At 65.1% G+C, this 17245-nt stretch carries 13 protein-coding genes; 6 read left to right on the top strand and 7 right to left on the bottom strand.

Features of this window, described 5'->3' with window-relative positions:
- Nucleotides 1-325: dicarboxylate/amino acid:cation symporter (locus V6M45_RS10350; protein WP_332656128.1), on the top strand; the 325-nt coding region annotated here is incomplete at its 5' end.
- A 52-nt stretch (nt 326-377) separates the two neighbouring features.
- A complete protein-coding gene (locus tag V6M45_RS10345; RefSeq protein WP_332656134.1) occupies nt 378-926 on the top strand; it encodes an NADPH-dependent FMN reductase in 549 nt (182 codons plus the stop codon).
- A 210-nt stretch (nt 927-1136) separates the two neighbouring features.
- Here the strand turns inward: V6M45_RS10345 and V6M45_RS10340 are convergent, their stop codons facing one another.
- From V6M45_RS10340 to V6M45_RS10330, 3 genes are all read right to left on the bottom strand, one after another.
- Nucleotides 1137-4232 (bottom strand): TonB-dependent receptor plug domain-containing protein, encoded by a 3096-nt coding sequence (locus tag V6M45_RS10340; protein ID WP_332656126.1) that lies wholly within the window; start codon nt 4230-4232, stop codon nt 1137-1139.
- A gap of 219 nt (nt 4233-4451) precedes the next feature.
- Nucleotides 4452-5312, bottom strand: a complete 861-nt coding sequence (locus tag V6M45_RS10335) for a hypothetical protein (RefSeq protein ID WP_332656124.1) — start codon at nt 5310-5312, stop codon at nt 4452-4454.
- On the bottom strand, nt 5305-5832 hold the full coding sequence (locus tag V6M45_RS10330; RefSeq protein WP_332656122.1) for an RNA polymerase sigma factor: 528 nt from the start codon (nt 5830-5832) through the stop codon (nt 5305-5307). The genes V6M45_RS10335 and V6M45_RS10330 overlap by 8 nt, the downstream gene beginning before the upstream one ends.
- A gap of 153 nt (nt 5833-5985) precedes the next feature.
- Between V6M45_RS10330 and V6M45_RS10325 the strand changes: the two genes are divergently transcribed.
- Entirely contained in the window at nt 5986-6732 is a 747-nt protein-coding gene (locus tag V6M45_RS10325; RefSeq protein WP_332656120.1) for an outer membrane beta-barrel protein, read from the top strand.
- A 47-nt stretch (nt 6733-6779) separates the two neighbouring features.
- Here V6M45_RS10325 and V6M45_RS10320 read toward each other — a convergent pair whose 3' ends face one another.
- Nucleotides 6780-7880 carry an alginate export family protein gene (locus tag V6M45_RS10320; RefSeq protein WP_332656118.1) on the bottom strand — a complete coding sequence of 367 codons (1101 nt, stop codon included), beginning with the start codon at nt 7878-7880 and terminating at the stop codon, nt 6780-6782.
- 382 nt (nt 7881-8262) lie between these two features.
- Here V6M45_RS10320 and V6M45_RS10315 point away from each other — a divergent pair, with 382 nt between their 5' ends.
- From V6M45_RS10315 to V6M45_RS10305, 3 genes are all read left to right on the top strand, one after another.
- Nucleotides 8263-10734, top strand: coding sequence for a TonB-dependent receptor plug domain-containing protein (locus V6M45_RS10315; protein WP_332656117.1), 2472 nt, complete (start codon nt 8263-8265; stop codon nt 10732-10734).
- 154 nt (nt 10735-10888) lie between these two features.
- Nucleotides 10889-11191 (top strand): nickel-binding protein, encoded by a 303-nt coding sequence (locus tag V6M45_RS10310; protein WP_332656116.1) that lies wholly within the window; start codon nt 10889-10891, stop codon nt 11189-11191.
- Between the two features lie 389 nt (nt 11192-11580).
- On the top strand, nt 11581-12180 hold the full coding sequence (locus V6M45_RS10305) for a winged helix-turn-helix domain-containing protein (RefSeq protein WP_332656114.1): 600 nt from the start codon (nt 11581-11583) through the stop codon (nt 12178-12180).
- A gap of 24 nt (nt 12181-12204) precedes the next feature.
- Here V6M45_RS10305 and V6M45_RS10300 read toward each other — a convergent pair whose 3' ends face one another.
- From V6M45_RS10300 to V6M45_RS10290, 3 genes are all read right to left on the bottom strand, one after another.
- Nucleotides 12205-13347 carry a sensor histidine kinase gene (locus tag V6M45_RS10300; RefSeq protein ID WP_332656113.1) on the bottom strand — a complete coding sequence of 381 codons (1143 nt, stop codon included), beginning with the start codon at nt 13345-13347 and terminating at the stop codon, nt 12205-12207.
- Nucleotides 13348-13350: 3 nt separating this feature from the next.
- Complete coding sequence (locus tag V6M45_RS10295) at nt 13351-13635, bottom strand: hypothetical protein (RefSeq protein ID WP_332656111.1); 285 nt, start codon at nt 13633-13635, stop codon at nt 13351-13353.
- Between the two features lie 81 nt (nt 13636-13716).
- Nucleotides 13717-17061, bottom strand: coding sequence for a TonB-dependent receptor domain-containing protein (locus tag V6M45_RS10290; protein ID WP_332656110.1), 3345 nt, complete (start codon nt 17059-17061; stop codon nt 13717-13719).
- Nucleotides 17062-17245: the final 184 nt, after the last annotated feature.

Raw genomic sequence — 17245 nt, 5'->3', positions numbered from 1 at the left:
GACCGTGCTGTTCCTGGCCCAGTTCTTCGGCGTCGACCTGAACCTGCAGCAACAGCTGGTGGTGATGCTGGTGTGCATCCTCGGCGGCATCGGCACGGCGGGGGTGCCGGCCGGATCGCTGCCGGTCATCGCCCTGATCCTGACCATGGTCGGGGTGCCGGCCGAGGGCATCGGCCTGATCCTCGGCGTCGACCGCTTCCTCGACATGTGCCGCACCACGCTCAACGTCACCGGCGACCTCGTCGCGGCGACGATCGTGTCGAGGGGAGAAAAAGACATCCCCGCCGAGGCGGCGGGGCCGGAGCCGATTGCGCCGCGGGCCTGATCCAGAGCATTCGAGGCTGACGCATTGTTCCTTCGGACCCGGTGATTTGCGGATGCAGTTCCTCGCAATCTCCGGAAGCCTGCGCGCCTCATCGTCGAACACCTCGCTCCTGCGCGCGGCCCGGATGCTCGCGGCGCCCCCGCTTGTGATCCGCCTTTACGAGGACCTGGGGGCCCTGCCCCATTTCAATCCTGACGTCGAAGGTGGAGACGCCCCCCTCCCAGCGCCGGTCGCGCGGTTGCGCCGGCTCTGCACCGACGCGGACGCCCTGATCCTTTCATGCCCGGAGTACGCGCGAGGGATCCCGGGCTCGTTCAAGAACGCCCTCGACTGGCTGGTCGGAAGTCCGGACTTCGCCGGCACGCCGGTCGCCATGTTCAACACATCCACCCGCGCCGTTCACGCCCAAGCGGCCCTGAAGCTGACACTGGAGACGATGTCCGCCGACGTTATCGAAGGGGCGTGCATCACCGTTCCCCTTGCGGGCAGGACTTTCACGGCAGACGAGATCGCGTCCGACCCGGCATTCGGCGACCGGATCGGTGAAGCGCTGGACGTGCTGCGCCAGGCGGTCCGCAGTCCGGCCGAAGCATCGGACTGAGGGCGGCCCGGAGACGCGCGAGACCCGGGTGAGGCCTTCGCTCCCGCATTCAATGTTTGAAGATCATCCGGCCGGGATGCGATCCCGCGCGATAGCCGGAGGTCGCGCCCGGCCGGGTCCCTCGGGAGATCAGCCGCCTGCGACGGTGAGGGCCCAAACGAACTTCCCCGCCGGCGCACGGCCGGCGGGGAAGCATTCCCTGGATCGGGATCAGAAGTTGGCCGTGGCCCCGAAGAAGAAGAACCGGCCGAGCGAATCGTAGAGCTGCGGGAAGGTGTTGCCGTTGCCGTTCCCGCCCACGCTGGTGGACAGTTGCGGGTCATTGTCGAACACGTTGTTGACGCCGGCCCGCAAGGTGACGGTATCCATCACCTCCCATGTCGCGGCCAGATCGACATAGTTCTCGGCGTCGAAGAAGCGGTCGATACGGTCGCCGGCGTTGTTCAGCGAACCGTCCGGGGCGAGCACAGCGAGTTCGGCCTCGCCGTAGTAGCGCCAGGCGCCCGTCAGGCTCAGATCCCAGGGGGTGACCCAGGTCATGCGGGCGCGGTGACGCCATTCGGGGTTCGGACTTCCGCACTGGTTGGCGAAGAAGCCGGTGCAATCATAGACCGAATCGGTCGTACCGGCGCCGGTGTCGGTGACCAGTTCGTTCAGCCAGGTGCCGACAGCGGAGAACTGCAGCGAACCGTAGGTCGGCAGGCCCCAGTCTTCCAGATCCACGCCGTAGTTCGCATTGACGTCGACGCCAGAGGTCTGGAATCCGCCAATGTTGATGTTCAGATCCTCGACGTTGCCGTTGCCGATCCAGAGCAATCCGGAGGGATCGCGCTTGATCCGCGAGCAGGCCGCAGCATCGTTGCCCTGGTAGCAGAGGCTGATGGTGTTCAACGCGCCCAGGGTCTGGATCGCCTGATCGATCCTGATGTCGAACCAGTCGACCGAGATGTTGAAGCGCGGCGCAAACGCAGGCGACCACACCGCACCAAACGTATAGGTGTCGGCTTCTTCCGGCGTCAGGTTGGCGTTGCCGCCCTGCAGGAAGTTGTACTGACCGGCCGGGCTGTTGAGGCTGGCCGAACGATACTGGCTCTCGGGAACGCCGGTGGCCAGGCACTGCGCCAGCGTGGCCTGCTGGACCGAGGTCCCGCTCACATCGCCGCAGGGATCGGCGTCCATGTCGAACAGGTTGAAGCCCTGGGCCGTGAACAGATCGATCACGTTCGGGGCCCGCACGGCGCGCGAATAGCTGGCGCGGAAGCGGATGTCTTCAACGGGCGCGTAGTCGGCGCCGAGCTTGTAGGTGTCAGTGCCGAAATTCTCGTACTCCGAACGGCGGTAGGCGCCGTCGATCGAGGCCGAGTAGGCCCATGACTGGTCATTGGCGAGCGGCAGCTGAAACTCGCCGAAGACTTCAGCCACGTTGGTGTCGCCGGTGAAGCCGATGTTGGGTCCGCCCTGACCCGCCCCGTCGCCGGTGGCGAAGGCATTGTCCGTGACCGAACTCAGGTAGTCGCGACGATATTCGGCGCCGAAAGCGAGTTTAAGGGTTTCGGACGCCGTCGGCATCGACCAGCCCGTGTCGCCCGTGACGGCGGCGGTGATGATCTGCTGGGACGTTTCGCCCGTCTGGATCAGCGGGGTCTGCAGGTAGTCGAGCGCTTTCTGATTTATGCCGCCCGATGAGAAGACGTCGTAGGGCACGCAGTTCGCGTCGACCCCGGTGACGACCGACCGGCAGGTCGCGACGCCGCCGACGTCGATGACGTCAAGGGCCCGGCCGAGACGCGTGACCGAGAAATCGTTCAGGAAGGTCCGCGCCAGACGAACCCGCGAGAACTGTGCGGCCACATCGTAGTTCCAGCCGGAGGCGATCTCGCCACGAACGCCGACGACTCCGCGGAAGGAGGTGTGGTTCAGGCTGTCCTGACGTCCGCCGCCTTCAACATTTCGGCGGCCGATGAAGAGCGGCACGCGATTGGGATCCGCCAGGAAGGGCCGGCCCGTCGACGGATCGATGGTGATCGAGGCCGCCAGAGCCGGGGCGCCGCAGCCAATGGCCGCGGCCTGGGCGGCGGACAGCAGCGGATTGTCGCAGTTGATGCTCGCCGTGCTGAAGAAATTGCCCGAGGGGGCGACCTGGGCGACCGACTGGTAGTCCGAGAACATCAGCTGGCCGAAGACTTCCGCCTTGTCGTTGACCTGGTACCGGCCGAAAGCGCCGAAGGTGTAGCGCTCGTCCGGTCGCTGGAAGAAGTTGAGCGGACCGAAATTGTAGTCGTTCAGGGCGCTATTGTAGTCGGTGAATCCACCGCCCGGCGCGAGCGTCAGGTTGTACGAGGGCAACGGGTTGGTGTCCGGCACGTCGTCCGCCGTCCCCGCCACCCCGTCCAGGCCATCGCTGGAATTGGTATTGAGGCCGAAATCGGTGAATCGGCCCGGGAACGATGTGCCCGAACCGCCACAGGAAAAGGTCGTCGGGCCCGTATCGTCGTCCGGAGCCCCGATAGCGCAGGCCGAAAAGTCGCGGTCGGCCTGCACGATCGCGTTGTTGTTGCGATAACCGGCGTAGGCCATCATGTTTCCGCGGCCGTCTCCTGTCGAGGCGCCGAGGGTCAGGTTGAGCGAGCGGCTCTCTCCATCGATGACGTTGTCGTCGGGTAGCCGGAACTCGGTGGGGTTGGTCAGGCCGCGACGCGCAATCTCGGCGCGGATGTTGCCGACGCCGTCATAGTCGTTGTTGTGCTGGTAGAAGCCGTACTGGGCGTCCAGCTGAACACCCTCGAAATTCTTCCGCATGATGAAGTTGACGACACCGGCGATCGCGTCGGAACCGTAGACCGCCGAGGCGCCGCCGGTCAGGACCTCGACACGCTCGACCAGCTGTTCCGGGATCTGATTGAGGTCGGCGGCGGCGTCGTTCGGCGAGCCATGGCCCATGCGACGACCGTCGATCAGCACGAGGGTGCGCGTCGAACCGAGGTTGCGCAGCGACACCGTGGCTGTGCCCGAGGCGCCGTTGGACACCGTGGAATTCTGCGCGGCGAAGGCCTGCGGCAGCTGCGAGACCAGATCCTCGATGCGGGTCACGCCGGCGGTGTCGATGTCCTCGCCGGTGACCTGGGTGACCGGACTGGTGGTCACCAGATTGGGCTGCGGGATGCGCGAGCCGGTGACGATGACTTCCTCGATCTCGGTCGGATTGGCTTCCTGCGCGAGGGCCGGCGCAGCCATCGCCAGGACTGCAGTCGCGCCGCCGATCATGGTCGTCGACAGGAGGAGTTTGCGGATTGATGTGGTTTTCAAGGAGAGCCCCGGCGTGACTGAGATGGAAAGGACCATCTTCCCGCGCGCGGCCAACCCTCACCGTGCCGAAACCCGCCTTCATCCCATGACGCCGTTCGTTCAGCGCGGAGGGCGCGGACTTCGTCGCCAAGGGACAGGCTACACCATGCGCCCCGGGAGGGCCGGGGAAGCTTTCGTTACGGGTCGCCGACAGAACCGAACATCGCGGCGTTCCCGCCGTCAGGTCCGCTGAATGGATCCCGCGACCTGTTTCGCCAGGCCATTCAGCTCATCCTGGCTCTGCGGGCCGATAACCAGGAAGCCGTAGGGCTGAACGTCCCAATGGACGATCTGCAGGTTTCCGGCTCGAACCGCCTTGAACTCGGGATGATCGGGAGACGGGGGGAAGCCTCCGGGCGGCGTGGGACGCAGCAGGATGCAGATCGCGACCGGACGGTTCCTGGAGTCGAGATAGGCGACCTGCCCCAGCGGCTTGCCGCCCAGTTGCAGCAGCTCAGCCCGCTGGAGGCGAAGTCCACCGACGCGGGCGAGACCCGAAAGATCGAGGGCCGTCCGGTCGCCCACGAGGGCCAGGCTGCTGGCGCGGTCGGCTTCGCTGAGAGGATTCCGTTCAAAGGTCTCTGCCGAGAACAGGCCGACATAGGCGGCCACCGACTCGAACCAGGGCGTCGGACCGCTCGGCGGCGCGGGCGGCGTCACGACGGGTTCGATCGCGGGTGACGACGGTGCAAGGACGCCGCGCCCGCTCCACAGCCCCGCCCCGAAGGCAGCAGCCAGCGCAGCGGCCATGCCGCCCGCCGCCCATCGGCGATCCATCTGCGGCGCGCGCCGTCGCGCATCCACCCGCGCCGCGGATGCCAAGAGCCGCTCGTTGAGTTCGGCCACCGGTGCGGCGTCAAGCAGCGACCCGAATGAGTCCGCCACCCCGCCGGGGAAGGTGTCGAGCGCCATCAGCCGTTCGCCCAGGGCGTCGTCGGTCTCGAGCGCGGCGTCGATCGCGGTCCGCTGCTCCTCGGAAGATTCGCCGGCCAGATAGGCGATCAGTTCGAGGTCCGACCAGGGAGGCGTGCGGTCAATCATCGTGCGCCTCCCCTCTTCCGCCGGGCACCGTCAAGGTCCGGGCCAGTCCTGCCTTCGCCGCTGCAAGCCGGCTCATCAGGGTGCCAACCGGAATCTCAAGAGTTTCCGCAGCCTGCCTGTAGGAGCAACCTTCCACATAAACCAGCAGGACGGCGCTTCGATGCGTTTCGGGCAGCCGTCCTACAGCGGTCAACACCTGACGCGTCGTTATAGTCGTTTCGAGTTCGATCGACAGGTCGCCCGTCAGGGCCTCTTCTGCGCTAACCTGGCCGACGCCTTTCCGCACGGCCATGGAGCGTAGCTGGTTCTTCCAGACCGACGAGAGGATCGAGAACGTCCAGAGGTCGAGACGGGTCCCGGCAATGAACTGCTCTTCCTTTTCGATGGCCCGCGTGCAGGTCGCCTGAACCAGGTCGTTGGCCGTCTCACGATCGCCGCTCAGGACGACCGCAAAGCGCCACAGCCGGGGCAGAAGCGCCGGCAAACCGTCTCGAACGGGCGTGGAAAGGGGGGAGTGCACCGGTCCGCTCTAGCTCCACCGGATGGCGTCAGCAACAGCCAAGCTTGGTCCGGAAAAAAATCGCGGAGGGCTCGACGGAAGGTCAGATGGATTCCTCGGGACGGGTGTTTTCAGTCGCCAGCCGATCGGGGCGGCGCTTCGGGAAACACTCTCATGAACAAGATCGTCCTTCTCGCCACAGCCTTGGCGATGTCGGCCGCCGCAGGTCAGGCGTCGGCCCAGAACGGCTTCTACGTCACGGCCTTCGCCGGAGGCGACTCGCCCGACAAGGAGGTGCTCGACGGCGTCAACGCCGCCGGTCAGGCCCGCCTCAATGTGATCACCCTCGACGAAGGTTCGATCACGGGCGGCGCCCTGGGCGTCGCCACGCCGGAGTACGGCTTTGGCCGTTTCCGCGCCGAACTCGAACTCAGCTCCCGCAAGTCGGACCTGGAAGGCGTCGACCTCAACGGCGTCGCCCGCACCATCCGCCCGGACCGGAGCGTCGCCGTCACCACCGGCCAGATCCAGCTGATCTATGATACGCCGGTCTACTTCGACCGCGTCCGGTTTCACGCGGGCGCGGGCTACGGGCTCGCCAACGTCAACCACGACATCGGCTACCTGGTCGCCAACCCCGCCGCGATCGGGTCTTCGCCGGGAAACATCCTGATCGGCATCACGAACTCGGAAACCACCTCGGCGCACCAGTTCATCGCCGGCGCGGAGCTGGTGCTGACCTCCAAATGGTCGCTGACCGCGGACGTCCGTACGCTGGAAGTCGGCGATATGCAGACCCAGCGCTTCGTCGAGAACACGATCATCAACGGCACGCCGACCACGATCGGGACGCTCGATTCCGTGCAGGACGCCGACTACGCCTCGACCTCCTGGACCGTTGGCCTGAAGTACTCGTTCTGACGGCGCAAACCGTCGCGGCGCGGGGAGGGTCATCAGGCCCTCCCCGCCTAGAGCTTGAATTCGACGGCGGCCCAGACCCGCGTCAGGTCATCCGGACCGCCCGGCCGCCCCTCGAACCAGGCCGCCTTCAGGTCGATCGCCCAGCGCGCCGAGAGCACTCCTCGCAGGGCGATGTCGATTTCGTTTCCGAAGTCCTTTCGCCCCGTATCGTCGGTGAAGTCATGAACCTCGAATCCCACTCGCGTGGATCGGAATCCGCCCACCGGGCCCGTCTGATATCCGCCCCTCAGGTACAGATCCCTCAGGCCGTCGGCGGGCGTCACCAGAAACTGATCCGCGGCGCCCTGGAACGCATGAAGGGTGCCCAACGGGGCCTGGAAGGCGCTGACCCCGTCGCCGGTCAGCATCTCGCCTCCGGCCGATAGGCTGACAGCGCCATGCTTCACGGTGATTTCGGCCTGGCTGTACTGGGCGTCATAGGGGCGGACAGCGTCGCCGTGCTCCTTCTGGCGGGCATGCTCCACAGCGTAGTCGGCGCCCCAGCCCGCTGTCGCCGGCACGGCGCCCGCCAGCCGCAAGCCGACGGTGGCCGACGAGAGGCTCCGCGCCTCCTGCAGGTCCAGCCAATAGCCGTATCCCGTCAGCTTGCCGACGGGCGTGGCCGAACTGACGTTCAGCAGGTGAGTATCCCCGGTGAAGTCGTCCTGGACGCTGTCCGGCCCGAAAATCCGCTGAACCCGGGTCACATAGGCATAGTCGATATGGAGCGGGCCGGCCGCATCGGTCTCGACCCGAATGGCGTCGAACGTCTGCTCGTTCTGCCGAAATCCGACGTTTCCGACGAAGCGCGCATTGTCCAGGATGATCCGCTGGCGCCCCACGGTGATCGTGGAGCCGGCGAGGCCGGTGTAGGCCACCTGCAGGCGGTTGATTTCAAGCGCGTCGGGATCGGCGACCACCGGATAGGCGGTCTGGCCGTTGATCGTATCGTTGAAGTCCCCGGCGAGGGCGGCCACCGCCTCGACCTCCCCCAGGGCGCGGAAATTGCGCCATGCTCCGGTCTCATATCCAGCCCGAACCCTGAACGTGAGCGCATTGGCCTGCTCCGGACTTCGCTCCTGGTCGGCGAATTCGTATCGGGTCCGCATGTCCAGAAGGGGTTTGCCAGGACTCTGAGCCATCGCCGGAACGCCAAGCCCCAGGCTCGACGCGCCCGAGATCAACAACATCGCACGCCAACCCATCGCACTCTCCAAAGTGTCCCAGCGCACGCGCGCGCAAATCGAACGCCTGCACCCCAAAAATCCGGATCGTCGAGACCTCAGCATCTGGTCGAAACAGAGGCTTTGCCGCGCAACAATTCGGTAATATTTCGAACACTATGCATTGCCGGTCGATCGTGGAATGTAATACTTCACAATGCTGACCCAATGCTCTGGATGATTTCCGCAGTTATAGTCTTATACTGTTGACTAACCGGTCTGAATCTAGCCGTCTTGGCAACTCCCAAACACACTACAGGCCTGGACTATGACTGGTTCTCCCACGCGCAGCGCCTTCCTGGCGTGCGCCTCCGCCGGCGCCCTGCTTGCCTTCCCGCTGGCCGCTTCGGCGCAACAGATGCCGCAGGGCGGCGGAGCGGATGCGTCCGTACTCGACGAGGTGATCGTCACGGGCACGCGCGTCGCGGACCGGACCCGGCTGACCACCATCGCACCCGTCGATGTCATCCCGGCCGAGGCGCTGGAACGGCAGGGCACCACCGAGCTGGCCCAGGCGCTTTCCAATCTCGTTCCCTCGATGAGCTTTTCCCGCCCGTCGATCACGGACGGCACCGACTCGATCCGGCCGGCCACGCTGCGGGGACTGTCGCCTGACCAGACGCTGGTGCTGGTGAACGGCGCCCGGCGGCACGCGTCAGCGTTAGTGAACGTCAACGGCTCCATCGGCCGCGGCTCGGCCGCCGTCGATCTGAACGCCATCCCCTCGGTCGCCATCGAACGGGTCGAAGTTCTGCGTGAGGGCGCCTCCGCCCAGTACGGATCCGACGCCATCGCCGGCGTCATCAACCTGCGCCTGCGCGAGGCCCGCGAGGGCGGCGGAATGATCACCACAGTCGGCGAGTACAATACGAATTTCGCGACCGCCCGCATTCCCGAAGGCCGGACTGAAAAGGATGGCCGCACGATCACCGTGGCCGGCTGGCAGGGCCTGCCGCTGGGCGAGGACGGCTTCCTGACGGTGTCGGCGGAGTACCGCGACCGTAATCCGACCAGCCGGGGGGATCTGGACCCCCGCCTCGCCCCCCGCCCCGCGCGCATCACCAGCCGCTATGGCGATCCGGACACCCGGGATGCGACCCTCTACCTGAATGCCGGCCTGCCGATGGACAACGGCTTCGAGCTGTATGGATTTTCGGGCTTTCAGCACCGGCTCGCTGAAAGCGCCGCGACGCCCCGCACCTTCAACAATCCCAACAACGACCCCGCCGTCTACCCGGACGGTTTCCTGCCGATCATCGCCCCGACCGCGGACGATCTCTCAGCCGGGGCCGGCGTGCGTGGTGAGATCGCCGGGTTCGATATGGATTTGAACCTGGTCTACGGCCGCAACGAGATCGACTATCGCGTAGAGGATTCGATCAACGGTTCGCTGGTTCCCAATTCGCCGACGAGCTTCGACGCCGGCGGCCTGGAATATGATCAGTTCGTTCTCGGACTCGACTTCGTACGCCGCTACGAGGTCGGCCTGTTTGAACCCCTCAACGTCGCCTTCGGGGTCGAAGCCCGACGGGAGCATTTCGAGATCTTCGCCGGCGAGCTGGCGTCCTTCCAATTCGTCCCGGGCCGTCCGGGGGCCGGGGCGGGCGCCCAGGGCTTCATCGGCTTCAGGCCGTCGAATGAGGTCGACGAGAGCCGCGACTCGGTCGGCCTCTATCTGGACCTCGACGCCCGTCTGACAGAGCAACTCAATATCAGCGGAGCGGTCCGGTTCGAGAATTTCTCCGACTTCGGAAGCGCGACGACTGGCAAGATCGCCGCGCGTTATGATGTCACCGACAATCTGGCGTTCCGGGGAGCCGTCTCGACAGGCTTCCGGGCGCCCGGTCTCCAACAGTCGTTCTTCACGGCCACGTCGATCAACTTCATCGTCATCGGCGGCGTCAGCACGCCGGTCGAGGTCACCACCTTCCCGGCCACGGATCCGGTTGCCCAGGCCCTCGGCGCCCGCCCCCTCGATGCGGAGGAATCGACCAACTATTCCTTCGGCGCCGTCTTCCATCGCGGGCCGTTCGAACTGACCGTTGACGCCTATCAGATCGACATCACCGACCGCATCGTCCTGTCGGAGAATCTGCTGGGCAGCCCCACGGGCAATCCGACCGCCGTGGCGATCTTCAACCTGCTGAACCCGCCCGGCTCGGGCGGTTCGGTCGGCGGCGCCCGCTTCTTCGTCAACGGCGTCGACACCACGACGAAGGGCGTCGACATCGTGGGGCGCTACCGCCTGGCCTATAGCGATGCGGGCCGGCTCGATTTCACTCTCGCCGCCAACTTCAACAGCACCGATGTGACCCGGGTCCCCACGATTCCGACCGGGGTGCCCATTCCCAATCCGCCCGCCCTGTTCAACCGGATCAATGTGTTGACGCTGGAAGAAGGCACGCCGCACGACAAGCTGGTCTTCAGCACCGACCTGACGCAGGGAGACTTCGCCGGCACGCTGAGGCTTCAGCGCTTCTCTGATGTCCTTCACCCATTCAGCAACACCGATCCAGCCTTCGACGTGCACACCGGCGACAAGACGCTGGTGGATCTCGAGGGGCGATATCAGATCACGCAAAACGTCGATCTGGCCGTCGGAGTGAACAACCTCTTCGACGAATACCCGGACTTCACGCCCGCGACCGTCAATTCCAACGGCGCCCTGGCGTTCTCCAACTATTCGCCATTCGGGTTCAACGGCCGCTTTCTGTACGGGCGCGTCAGCCTGAGCTGGTGATAGTGGCGGCGGCGCAGGTCCATTCCCCCCGGACCTGCGCCGTCGTTTCGCCGCCCACCCCGCGCGAACGGCCGCCGCGCGACGCCTGACGGGCTAATCGGGGGGACCATGCCGGTTCCTCCAGCCGGCCATCACAACCCTCTGGAGTCGAAGCATGAACCTGTATGTCATCCGCCGGCCGAGCGCCTGGGCCAATGCCGAGGAACTCAAGGCGACCGCCGAGCGATCCGCCAGGATCGGCAACGACGAGATGCCCGATCGCGTGCGCTGGATTCGCAGCTACGTCGTCGCGGAAGAGGACGGTCGCCTCGGTACGATCTGCATCTACCAGGCCCGGGACCCTGAATCGATCAGGGAGCACGCCCTTCGGGTCGGCATGCCGGCAGAGGGCGTCTTGCCCGTCATCGACACTGTCGTGGTTCGCGCGGACCCGGCGAAAGCGGACCCCGCCAGCTGACGGGGGCGCGCGACCGACCGGTCAGGGGAACGCCTGACCGGCCGACCGTGTCGGGCCCCGCGCCCCGGTCGATGGCCGTCTCCGGAAGGACGGGTGCGCCGAACCCGCGAGGAGGCGCGACGGATGACGCCTTCAGTCAATGACGCTGGCGTCAATCGCGACCGAATTCCCTCATCAGGATTACCCTGACGCAACTCTTTCACCGGCTCCTTTCCGCCCAACCCGGATGTTGCACCTTGAACCCGAAGCCTGTCAGCGCAGCCCGCCCTACCGCCTTAGATGAGCAAACGATCGTTCTAGGCCTGGTGTCCGTCGGCCATGACCGACCGGAAGCGACCGCCCTCCGCCTGGCGCTCGAGGACAGAGGGGCGATCGTCCATAGCTGGCCGTTGTCCGCTGACGCCCTGCCCGACGCCGCGCTGCACCAATCCGATGTGCTTCTGGTGACGGCCCGGGTGATGGATTCCAACGTCTCATCGCTGATCCTGCGCATCAGCGCCCTGCCTTCACCGTATCTGATCGTCCTGTCGGAGACCGACGATGTCGTCGATCGGATCGTCGCCCTTGAGCTCGGCGCGGATGATTTCCTTGGGCGGGACAGCGATCCGCGGGAAATCCTGGCGAGAGCAAAATCCCTGGTCCGTCGGGGCGCCCAGCGGAGGGGCGAGCCCGGTTCGCCGCCTTTGCCGGACGACGCTCCCAGGTCCTGGGTCCTGAATGACGTCAGCCGCCTGCTCCGATCGCCGGCCGGCACGGTGTGCGAACTGTCCAAGGGCGATGTCGAGTTGATCGACGCCCTGGTCGAGGAGCCGACGGAAGTCCTCTCCGTCGAAAAGCATTCGGCCGAAGCCAATAATCTCAGGGTCTCAATCAGCCGCCTGCGGCGCAAATTCCGGAAGGTCAGCTCGGAACACCTTCCGATCCGCAACATCTGGGGCATGGGCTACGCCTTCGACGCTCCGCTGAAGCGGGTCAGCTCAAGGGCCTGACGGAGCCCTGCCGGGGGCTCCAAGTTACGCGGGTTGGTCTGCGTCAGCCCGGGCAGGGTCAACCGCCGCCCCCGTAACCTCGACCTCGAAGGGCATCACGATCTCCGATCGCCAGCCCCTCCCCGTCGGCCCGGCGGTCAGGACAGCGTCTTCCCCGTACTGGGCCTGGAGTCGGGAGCGGATGTTGTCGAGGCCAATTCCCAGTCCACCAGAACGAGGCGGGCCGGTGACGAGGGCGTCGTCTTCGACCCAGAGATGAAGGCGATCGCCCACCCTGAGCGCACCGATATCGATCATCGCGCCCTCGAGGGACCGTGACAGCCCGTGCTTGATCGAGTTCTCAACGAGCGGCTGGAGGATAAGCGGAGGCACCAGGGCGACCCGGGCCTCTGGCGCGACAGCCATGCTGACCTCTAGCCGATCCGCGAACCTGACGGCCTCGATATCCAGGTACAGCCGCTGACTTTCCAGCTCGCTGTCGAGCACCACAAGACTCTCCGAGGACGCCGCGAGCGAGTCTCGAAGGAACCGGGACAGAAGTTCGAGGGTGCGCCGCGCCCTGCCGGGCTCACCGGCATCCAGCAGCGCCAGAATGGCGTTCAGGCTGTTGAAAACCAGATGCGGGTGAATCTGGTACCGCAGCGCCCGCAGCCGCGCCTCCTGCACCTGACTCTCGCTTTCCGCCAAGGCGCGCTCGCGCGCATACACCTGCTCGGCGCCGACCAGGGTGGCCACCAGGCAAACCCAGGTCAGGAAGACCCACAGGTAGGAGAGCGGCTGGGGCGCAGCCCGGATCCAGTCGAGCGTGAGCGGGAACAGCGGCTCCCGGACGGGCGTGTAGAAATAGAAGATCGCCCAGCTCAGGATCGTGTTGAGCGCTGACGCCGCGACAATGAGAGGCGCCGCCGCACGGACGAATCCCCAGGCCGTGAACGGCCCGCGCAACCGCAGTATGGCCCATATCCCGGAGGTCAGCGCAAAGGCGAGGCCGTTGTAGATGACCTTCTCAAGGATTTCCTTCGGCCCGCCGAGACTGTCGTTGGAGAGGGAGCGAACGAACCACTGAATCAGCTCGGCTGCCCATACCCCCGCGGCGAACAGGACGGCCTGCCTGTCGAGCGCAGGATCCCTGGCTATTCGCGCGGCGGAGGGATGGCGGTCGAACATGCTTCAGCTCATCTGTCCGCGCCGATAAACGGGCCGCTCCGCGGCGCCGACAATATGGGCGGTTTCGCATTCCGCAATAGAAGTCCGCTCCTCACCGCCTGCCCAGATCTGCGCCGGCGCGGCAGCGCGCGGCAGGCTTCGGGGCCGCCGTTCCTTCACGACCAACGTAGCCGGGCCGAAGCGTTGTTCGAATTCCTTGAGCCACTCGGTCAGCTCATCCGTGCGCTGACTGAGCTCCGGATGATCGAAGGCGTCAAACTCGAGAGAAATGGTTGCGCGATACTTCATCGAAATCCGTCGGAGAGGCGCCTGTCAAAAAAAGGGCGGCTCCTCGCGGAGCCGCCCTCAGTCTGGACCGGATCGTAAGCCCTAGTAGGGGCGGTAGTTCAGGCCGATGAAGAAGCGGGGCCCATAGGCGTCATAGTTGGAGATCAGGGTCGAGCCCAGGACCCGGGCCTGTTCCGCGTCGAAAGCGTTCACCACGCCGGCGCGCAGCGACAGGGTTTCGTCGACCTTGTAGCGGACCGTGAAGTCGTGACGGGTGAAGTTCCCGGTATCCAGCAGGTCGGGCGAGCGGCTGTCGTTGTTCAGAATGAACGTCCGACGCTGGATGATATCCGAAGCCGTCTGGAAGTCCGCCGTCCAGTTGAAGCTCCAGATTTCGTTCGGCGTCCAGGTGAGCGACGAGGTGAATCGCACGCGCGGGAACGCCTGCGTTCCGGAGACCGTGGACGCCAGCTCAACGAAGTCGTCGGGGTTGCCGGAGTTCAGGAACTGCTTCTGGTCCAGAAGCCACAGACCGCTGATCGAATAGTCGACCTGGCCCCAGTTCCGACCAAACATTTCCTCGGTGTCGAGACGGTAGCGGGCCGTGAAGTCAAGACCGCGGGTTTCCAACTTGGCGAAGTTGACGGTGCCTTCCTTGAAACCGCCGATCGGATCGCCCTGCGGCGCGCCGAGACCAAACGGGATGGCCGGGTTGTTGCGGAAGACAAAGCCGCACGCCACGGGGTCCAGACCCACGCTGCTGACGCAGTTGTTGGCGAGCGTCTGGCCAGTGATTGTCGCGATGACGTCCGAAATCTGAATCTCGTAATAGTCCAGAACGAGGCTCAGATTAGGGAAGAACCGGGGCTCCAGCACGGTCGAGAAGGTGAAGCTGTCCGACTCTTCCGGCTTCAGATCCGGATTGCCCCCGATGGACCCGCTGACGCTGTTGGCGGGGTACAGAGGATTGAAATCGTCGATGTTCGTCAGCGTCGCGCCGGCAAAGTCGAACGTCAGGCCCTTCTGCTGCGCGAGGGCCGTGCAGTTGGCGATGCGGTTGGCCCGGATGGCGGCCGAAAGCGTCGGCGAATTGATGCTGGTCGTCGCGCAGGGATCGACGAATCCGTTCGCGAAGGTCTGGACGAAGGGCGAGAAATTCTCGCTCAGGTCAGGCACGCGCACCGACGAGTTGAAGCTGGTCTTGAACGTGATATCGGCAATCGGGCGATAGACCAGATTCACACCGAAGACGTCCACCTTTCCGACAGTGGTGTAGTCAGCTGTCCGGTACGAGCCGCTGAGCTCGCCGTATTCGCCCAACCAGGTATTGCTGAACAACGGTAAGGACAGCTCAGCGAAAACCTCTTCGCTTTCATACTCGGATCCGAGGAAGTCCGGCCCGGTGTTCAGGAACAGTGACCGTCCCGCCGTATCGGCGTCGCGGCCGATGGCATCCGTGTATTCACGACGGTACTCTGCGCCGAGCGCCACCCCGATCGGTCCCGCGCCGAAGACATCCCAAAGCTGACCGGAAACGGAAGCGACCGCCTGCTCCTGCTCGTTGTGCTCGACGGTCGTGATCGCGGCGTCGATGTAGGCGAGCGCGGCCTCACTCTGATTGCCGTTTCCGAAGACGTTCAACGGCACGCACTGAGCGATAGCATCGCGGCCGACCTGTGTGTTGCGCAGATCTCCGCCGCCCAGGAAGAAGTCCGTCAGCGGAGCCCCCTGAGCGTTCAGGATCCGTGAGCGGCAAACGATGGCCCCCGGCGTCCCGAGAACGCCGGCCGTATCCACCACGGCGTCGGCCCCCAGCGCGACACGCAGGTTGTCGGTGCCTCGCTCGGTGTTGCGGGCCTCGATCTCCCCATAGGTATAGGACAGGTCCCAGCTGATATTGTCGACGAAGCCGAACCGGTCGTGTTCCCCCGCCAAGCCCAATACGAACCGCGACAATTCTCGGGTATTGTCCTGCGTCCGGTCAGGACCGAACAGGCCATGGCGTGCGAAGGCGGCCGCGACCGGCGCCTGCGCCACACCCGGCGCGTTGTTGGTCGGCGCTGAGAACGGCGTCAGAGTGTTGGCCTGAATGGCCGCACGAAGATTGGCCGGGATGAAGGCGTTGTCTTCCAACCGCAAGTCAAACTGGTTGAAGCCGTCCGCCCGAGGCAGAGCCGTAGCCAGAGGAGTGTTGGAAATGAAGAAGTCGTAGAAGACGGGCTGCCCGATGTGGAAGGTGTCCTCGTTGACGTATTTCGCCTCGAAAGTCGCGTGGATGTCGGACGTGACCTCGAAGTTTGCCCCGGCTTGGAACCGCCTTGATGTTGAGCTGGGAACGCGCGTGAACTGTCCGAACGAGGATATGTTGTCGCCGTCGCCGCCGATGTTGAGAGGCCGGTTCACGCCGGTTTCGCCGACGCGCCGACCGAAGTTGGCCAGACGCGCGGTTGGGCCCTCGAAGACAAAGGTTTTTGCGGGGTCAACACCGAAGCAATTGGCCGAGCGGAAATTGCCTGCCGGGTTACACACCGCCAAGGGTACGTCCGGATCGAGCAGTGCGCTTGGGCGCTGGAAATTGGCGAGAGTCGTCTGGCCCCACCGGGGGCGGCTCAAGGTTCGCAAGTTGCTGAACAGGCCGTTGTCCGTCACGCCGTCGGACGGGATCGTGGCAGGATCGGCGTCGAGGCCGACCAGCGAATACGCCTCTGTGAGCCAGTCGATGTCCAGGACCTTGACTTCGTCGGTATCCTCGAGCTCTCCGTGCACATAGATGTTGAGACGATCATCCAGCAGATTGGCGCCAGCGAGGACCGAAAGGCGTTTGTTGGCCTGTCCGCCTTCGTTGACCATGCCGTAGTTGGCGTCGATCTCGAGGCCTTCGAAGTCCTTCTTCAGGATGAAGTTCAGTACGCCCGAGACGGCGTCTGCGCCGTAGACGGATGAGGCGCCGCCGGTGACGATCTCGACGTTCTGGATCAGCAGCCGGGGCACGGCGTCGACGTCGACCGCGAGTTGACCGCCGTTGGATCCGACGTGACGGCGACCGTCGACGAGGGTCAGGGTGCGGCCCGCGCCGAGCGAGCGCAGGTTCGGCAGGGCAAGGCCGCCGATCCCAAGGTTCGCGCCTGTCGTGTCGGACGGCACCAGTGAGTTCTGAAGGGCCGGAACGGTCGCCAGATAATCGATCACCGTGGACTGGCCGGTGGTCAGCAACTGTTCGCCCGTGAGCTGGATCAGCGGGGTCGGCGAATTGGTCGGGTCCCGGCGGATTCGCGAACCGGTGACGACGACTTCACCGATGTCGGTCGCCTGTTCGTCCTGATCCTGGAGGTTGCCCGCCGGACGGGCGACCTCCTGGGCGAAGGCCGATCCGGCCATCGCGAGCAGCGATCCGCCGACAATGGTCCCGACCAAAAGCCGCTGCCGCACTGAGTGATGGATATTCATTAAACCCCTCCTGGAACCACCGCCGACCGCCGAAGCGCCCGACGACTAATCTGGTTGTGACGAACGACGCGCCTGACCTCAGCCAGACAACGCGCTGCACGATTAAGACTACAGTCCGACAAGGAGGAACAACTCAATTGTAACGCCGATTTACCGACTACGACACCTGCGTGCTGATATTGTA

The organism is Brevundimonas sp. (assembly GCF_036676055.1).
Lineage (GTDB): Bacteria > Pseudomonadota > Alphaproteobacteria > Caulobacterales > Caulobacteraceae > Brevundimonas.
This window is presented reverse-complemented; position numbering and strand designations above follow the sequence as displayed.

What these genes read in the sequence shown, in the direction of transcription:
- V6M45_RS10345 (WP_332656134.1), top strand. Translation starts at nt 378, where the DNA reads ATGCAGTTCCTCGCAATCTCCGGAAGCCTGCGCGCCTCATCGTCGAAC.
- V6M45_RS10335 (WP_332656124.1), bottom strand. Translation starts at nt 5,312, where the DNA reads ATGATTGACCGCACGCCTCCCTGGTCGGACCTCGAACTGATCGCCTAT.
- V6M45_RS10325 (WP_332656120.1), top strand. Translation starts at nt 5,986, where the DNA reads ATGAACAAGATCGTCCTTCTCGCCACAGCCTTGGCGATGTCGGCCGCC.
- V6M45_RS10320 (WP_332656118.1), bottom strand. Translation starts at nt 7,880, where the DNA reads ATGCGGACCCGATACGAATTCGCCGACCAGGAGCGAAGTCCGGAGCAG.
- V6M45_RS10315 (WP_332656117.1), top strand. Translation starts at nt 8,263, where the DNA reads ATGACTGGTTCTCCCACGCGCAGCGCCTTCCTGGCGTGCGCCTCCGCC.
- V6M45_RS10310 (WP_332656116.1), top strand. Translation starts at nt 10,889, where the DNA reads ATGAACCTGTATGTCATCCGCCGGCCGAGCGCCTGGGCCAATGCCGAG.
- V6M45_RS10300 (WP_332656113.1), bottom strand. Translation starts at nt 13,347, where the DNA reads ATGTTCGACCGCCATCCCTCCGCCGCGCGAATAGCCAGGGATCCTGCG.
- V6M45_RS10295 (WP_332656111.1), bottom strand. Translation starts at nt 13,635, where the DNA reads ATGAAGTATCGCGCAACCATTTCTCTCGAGTTTGACGCCTTCGATCAT.
- V6M45_RS10290 (WP_332656110.1), bottom strand. Translation starts at nt 17,061, where the DNA reads ATGAATATCCATCACTCAGTGCGGCAGCGGCTTTTGGTCGGGACCATT.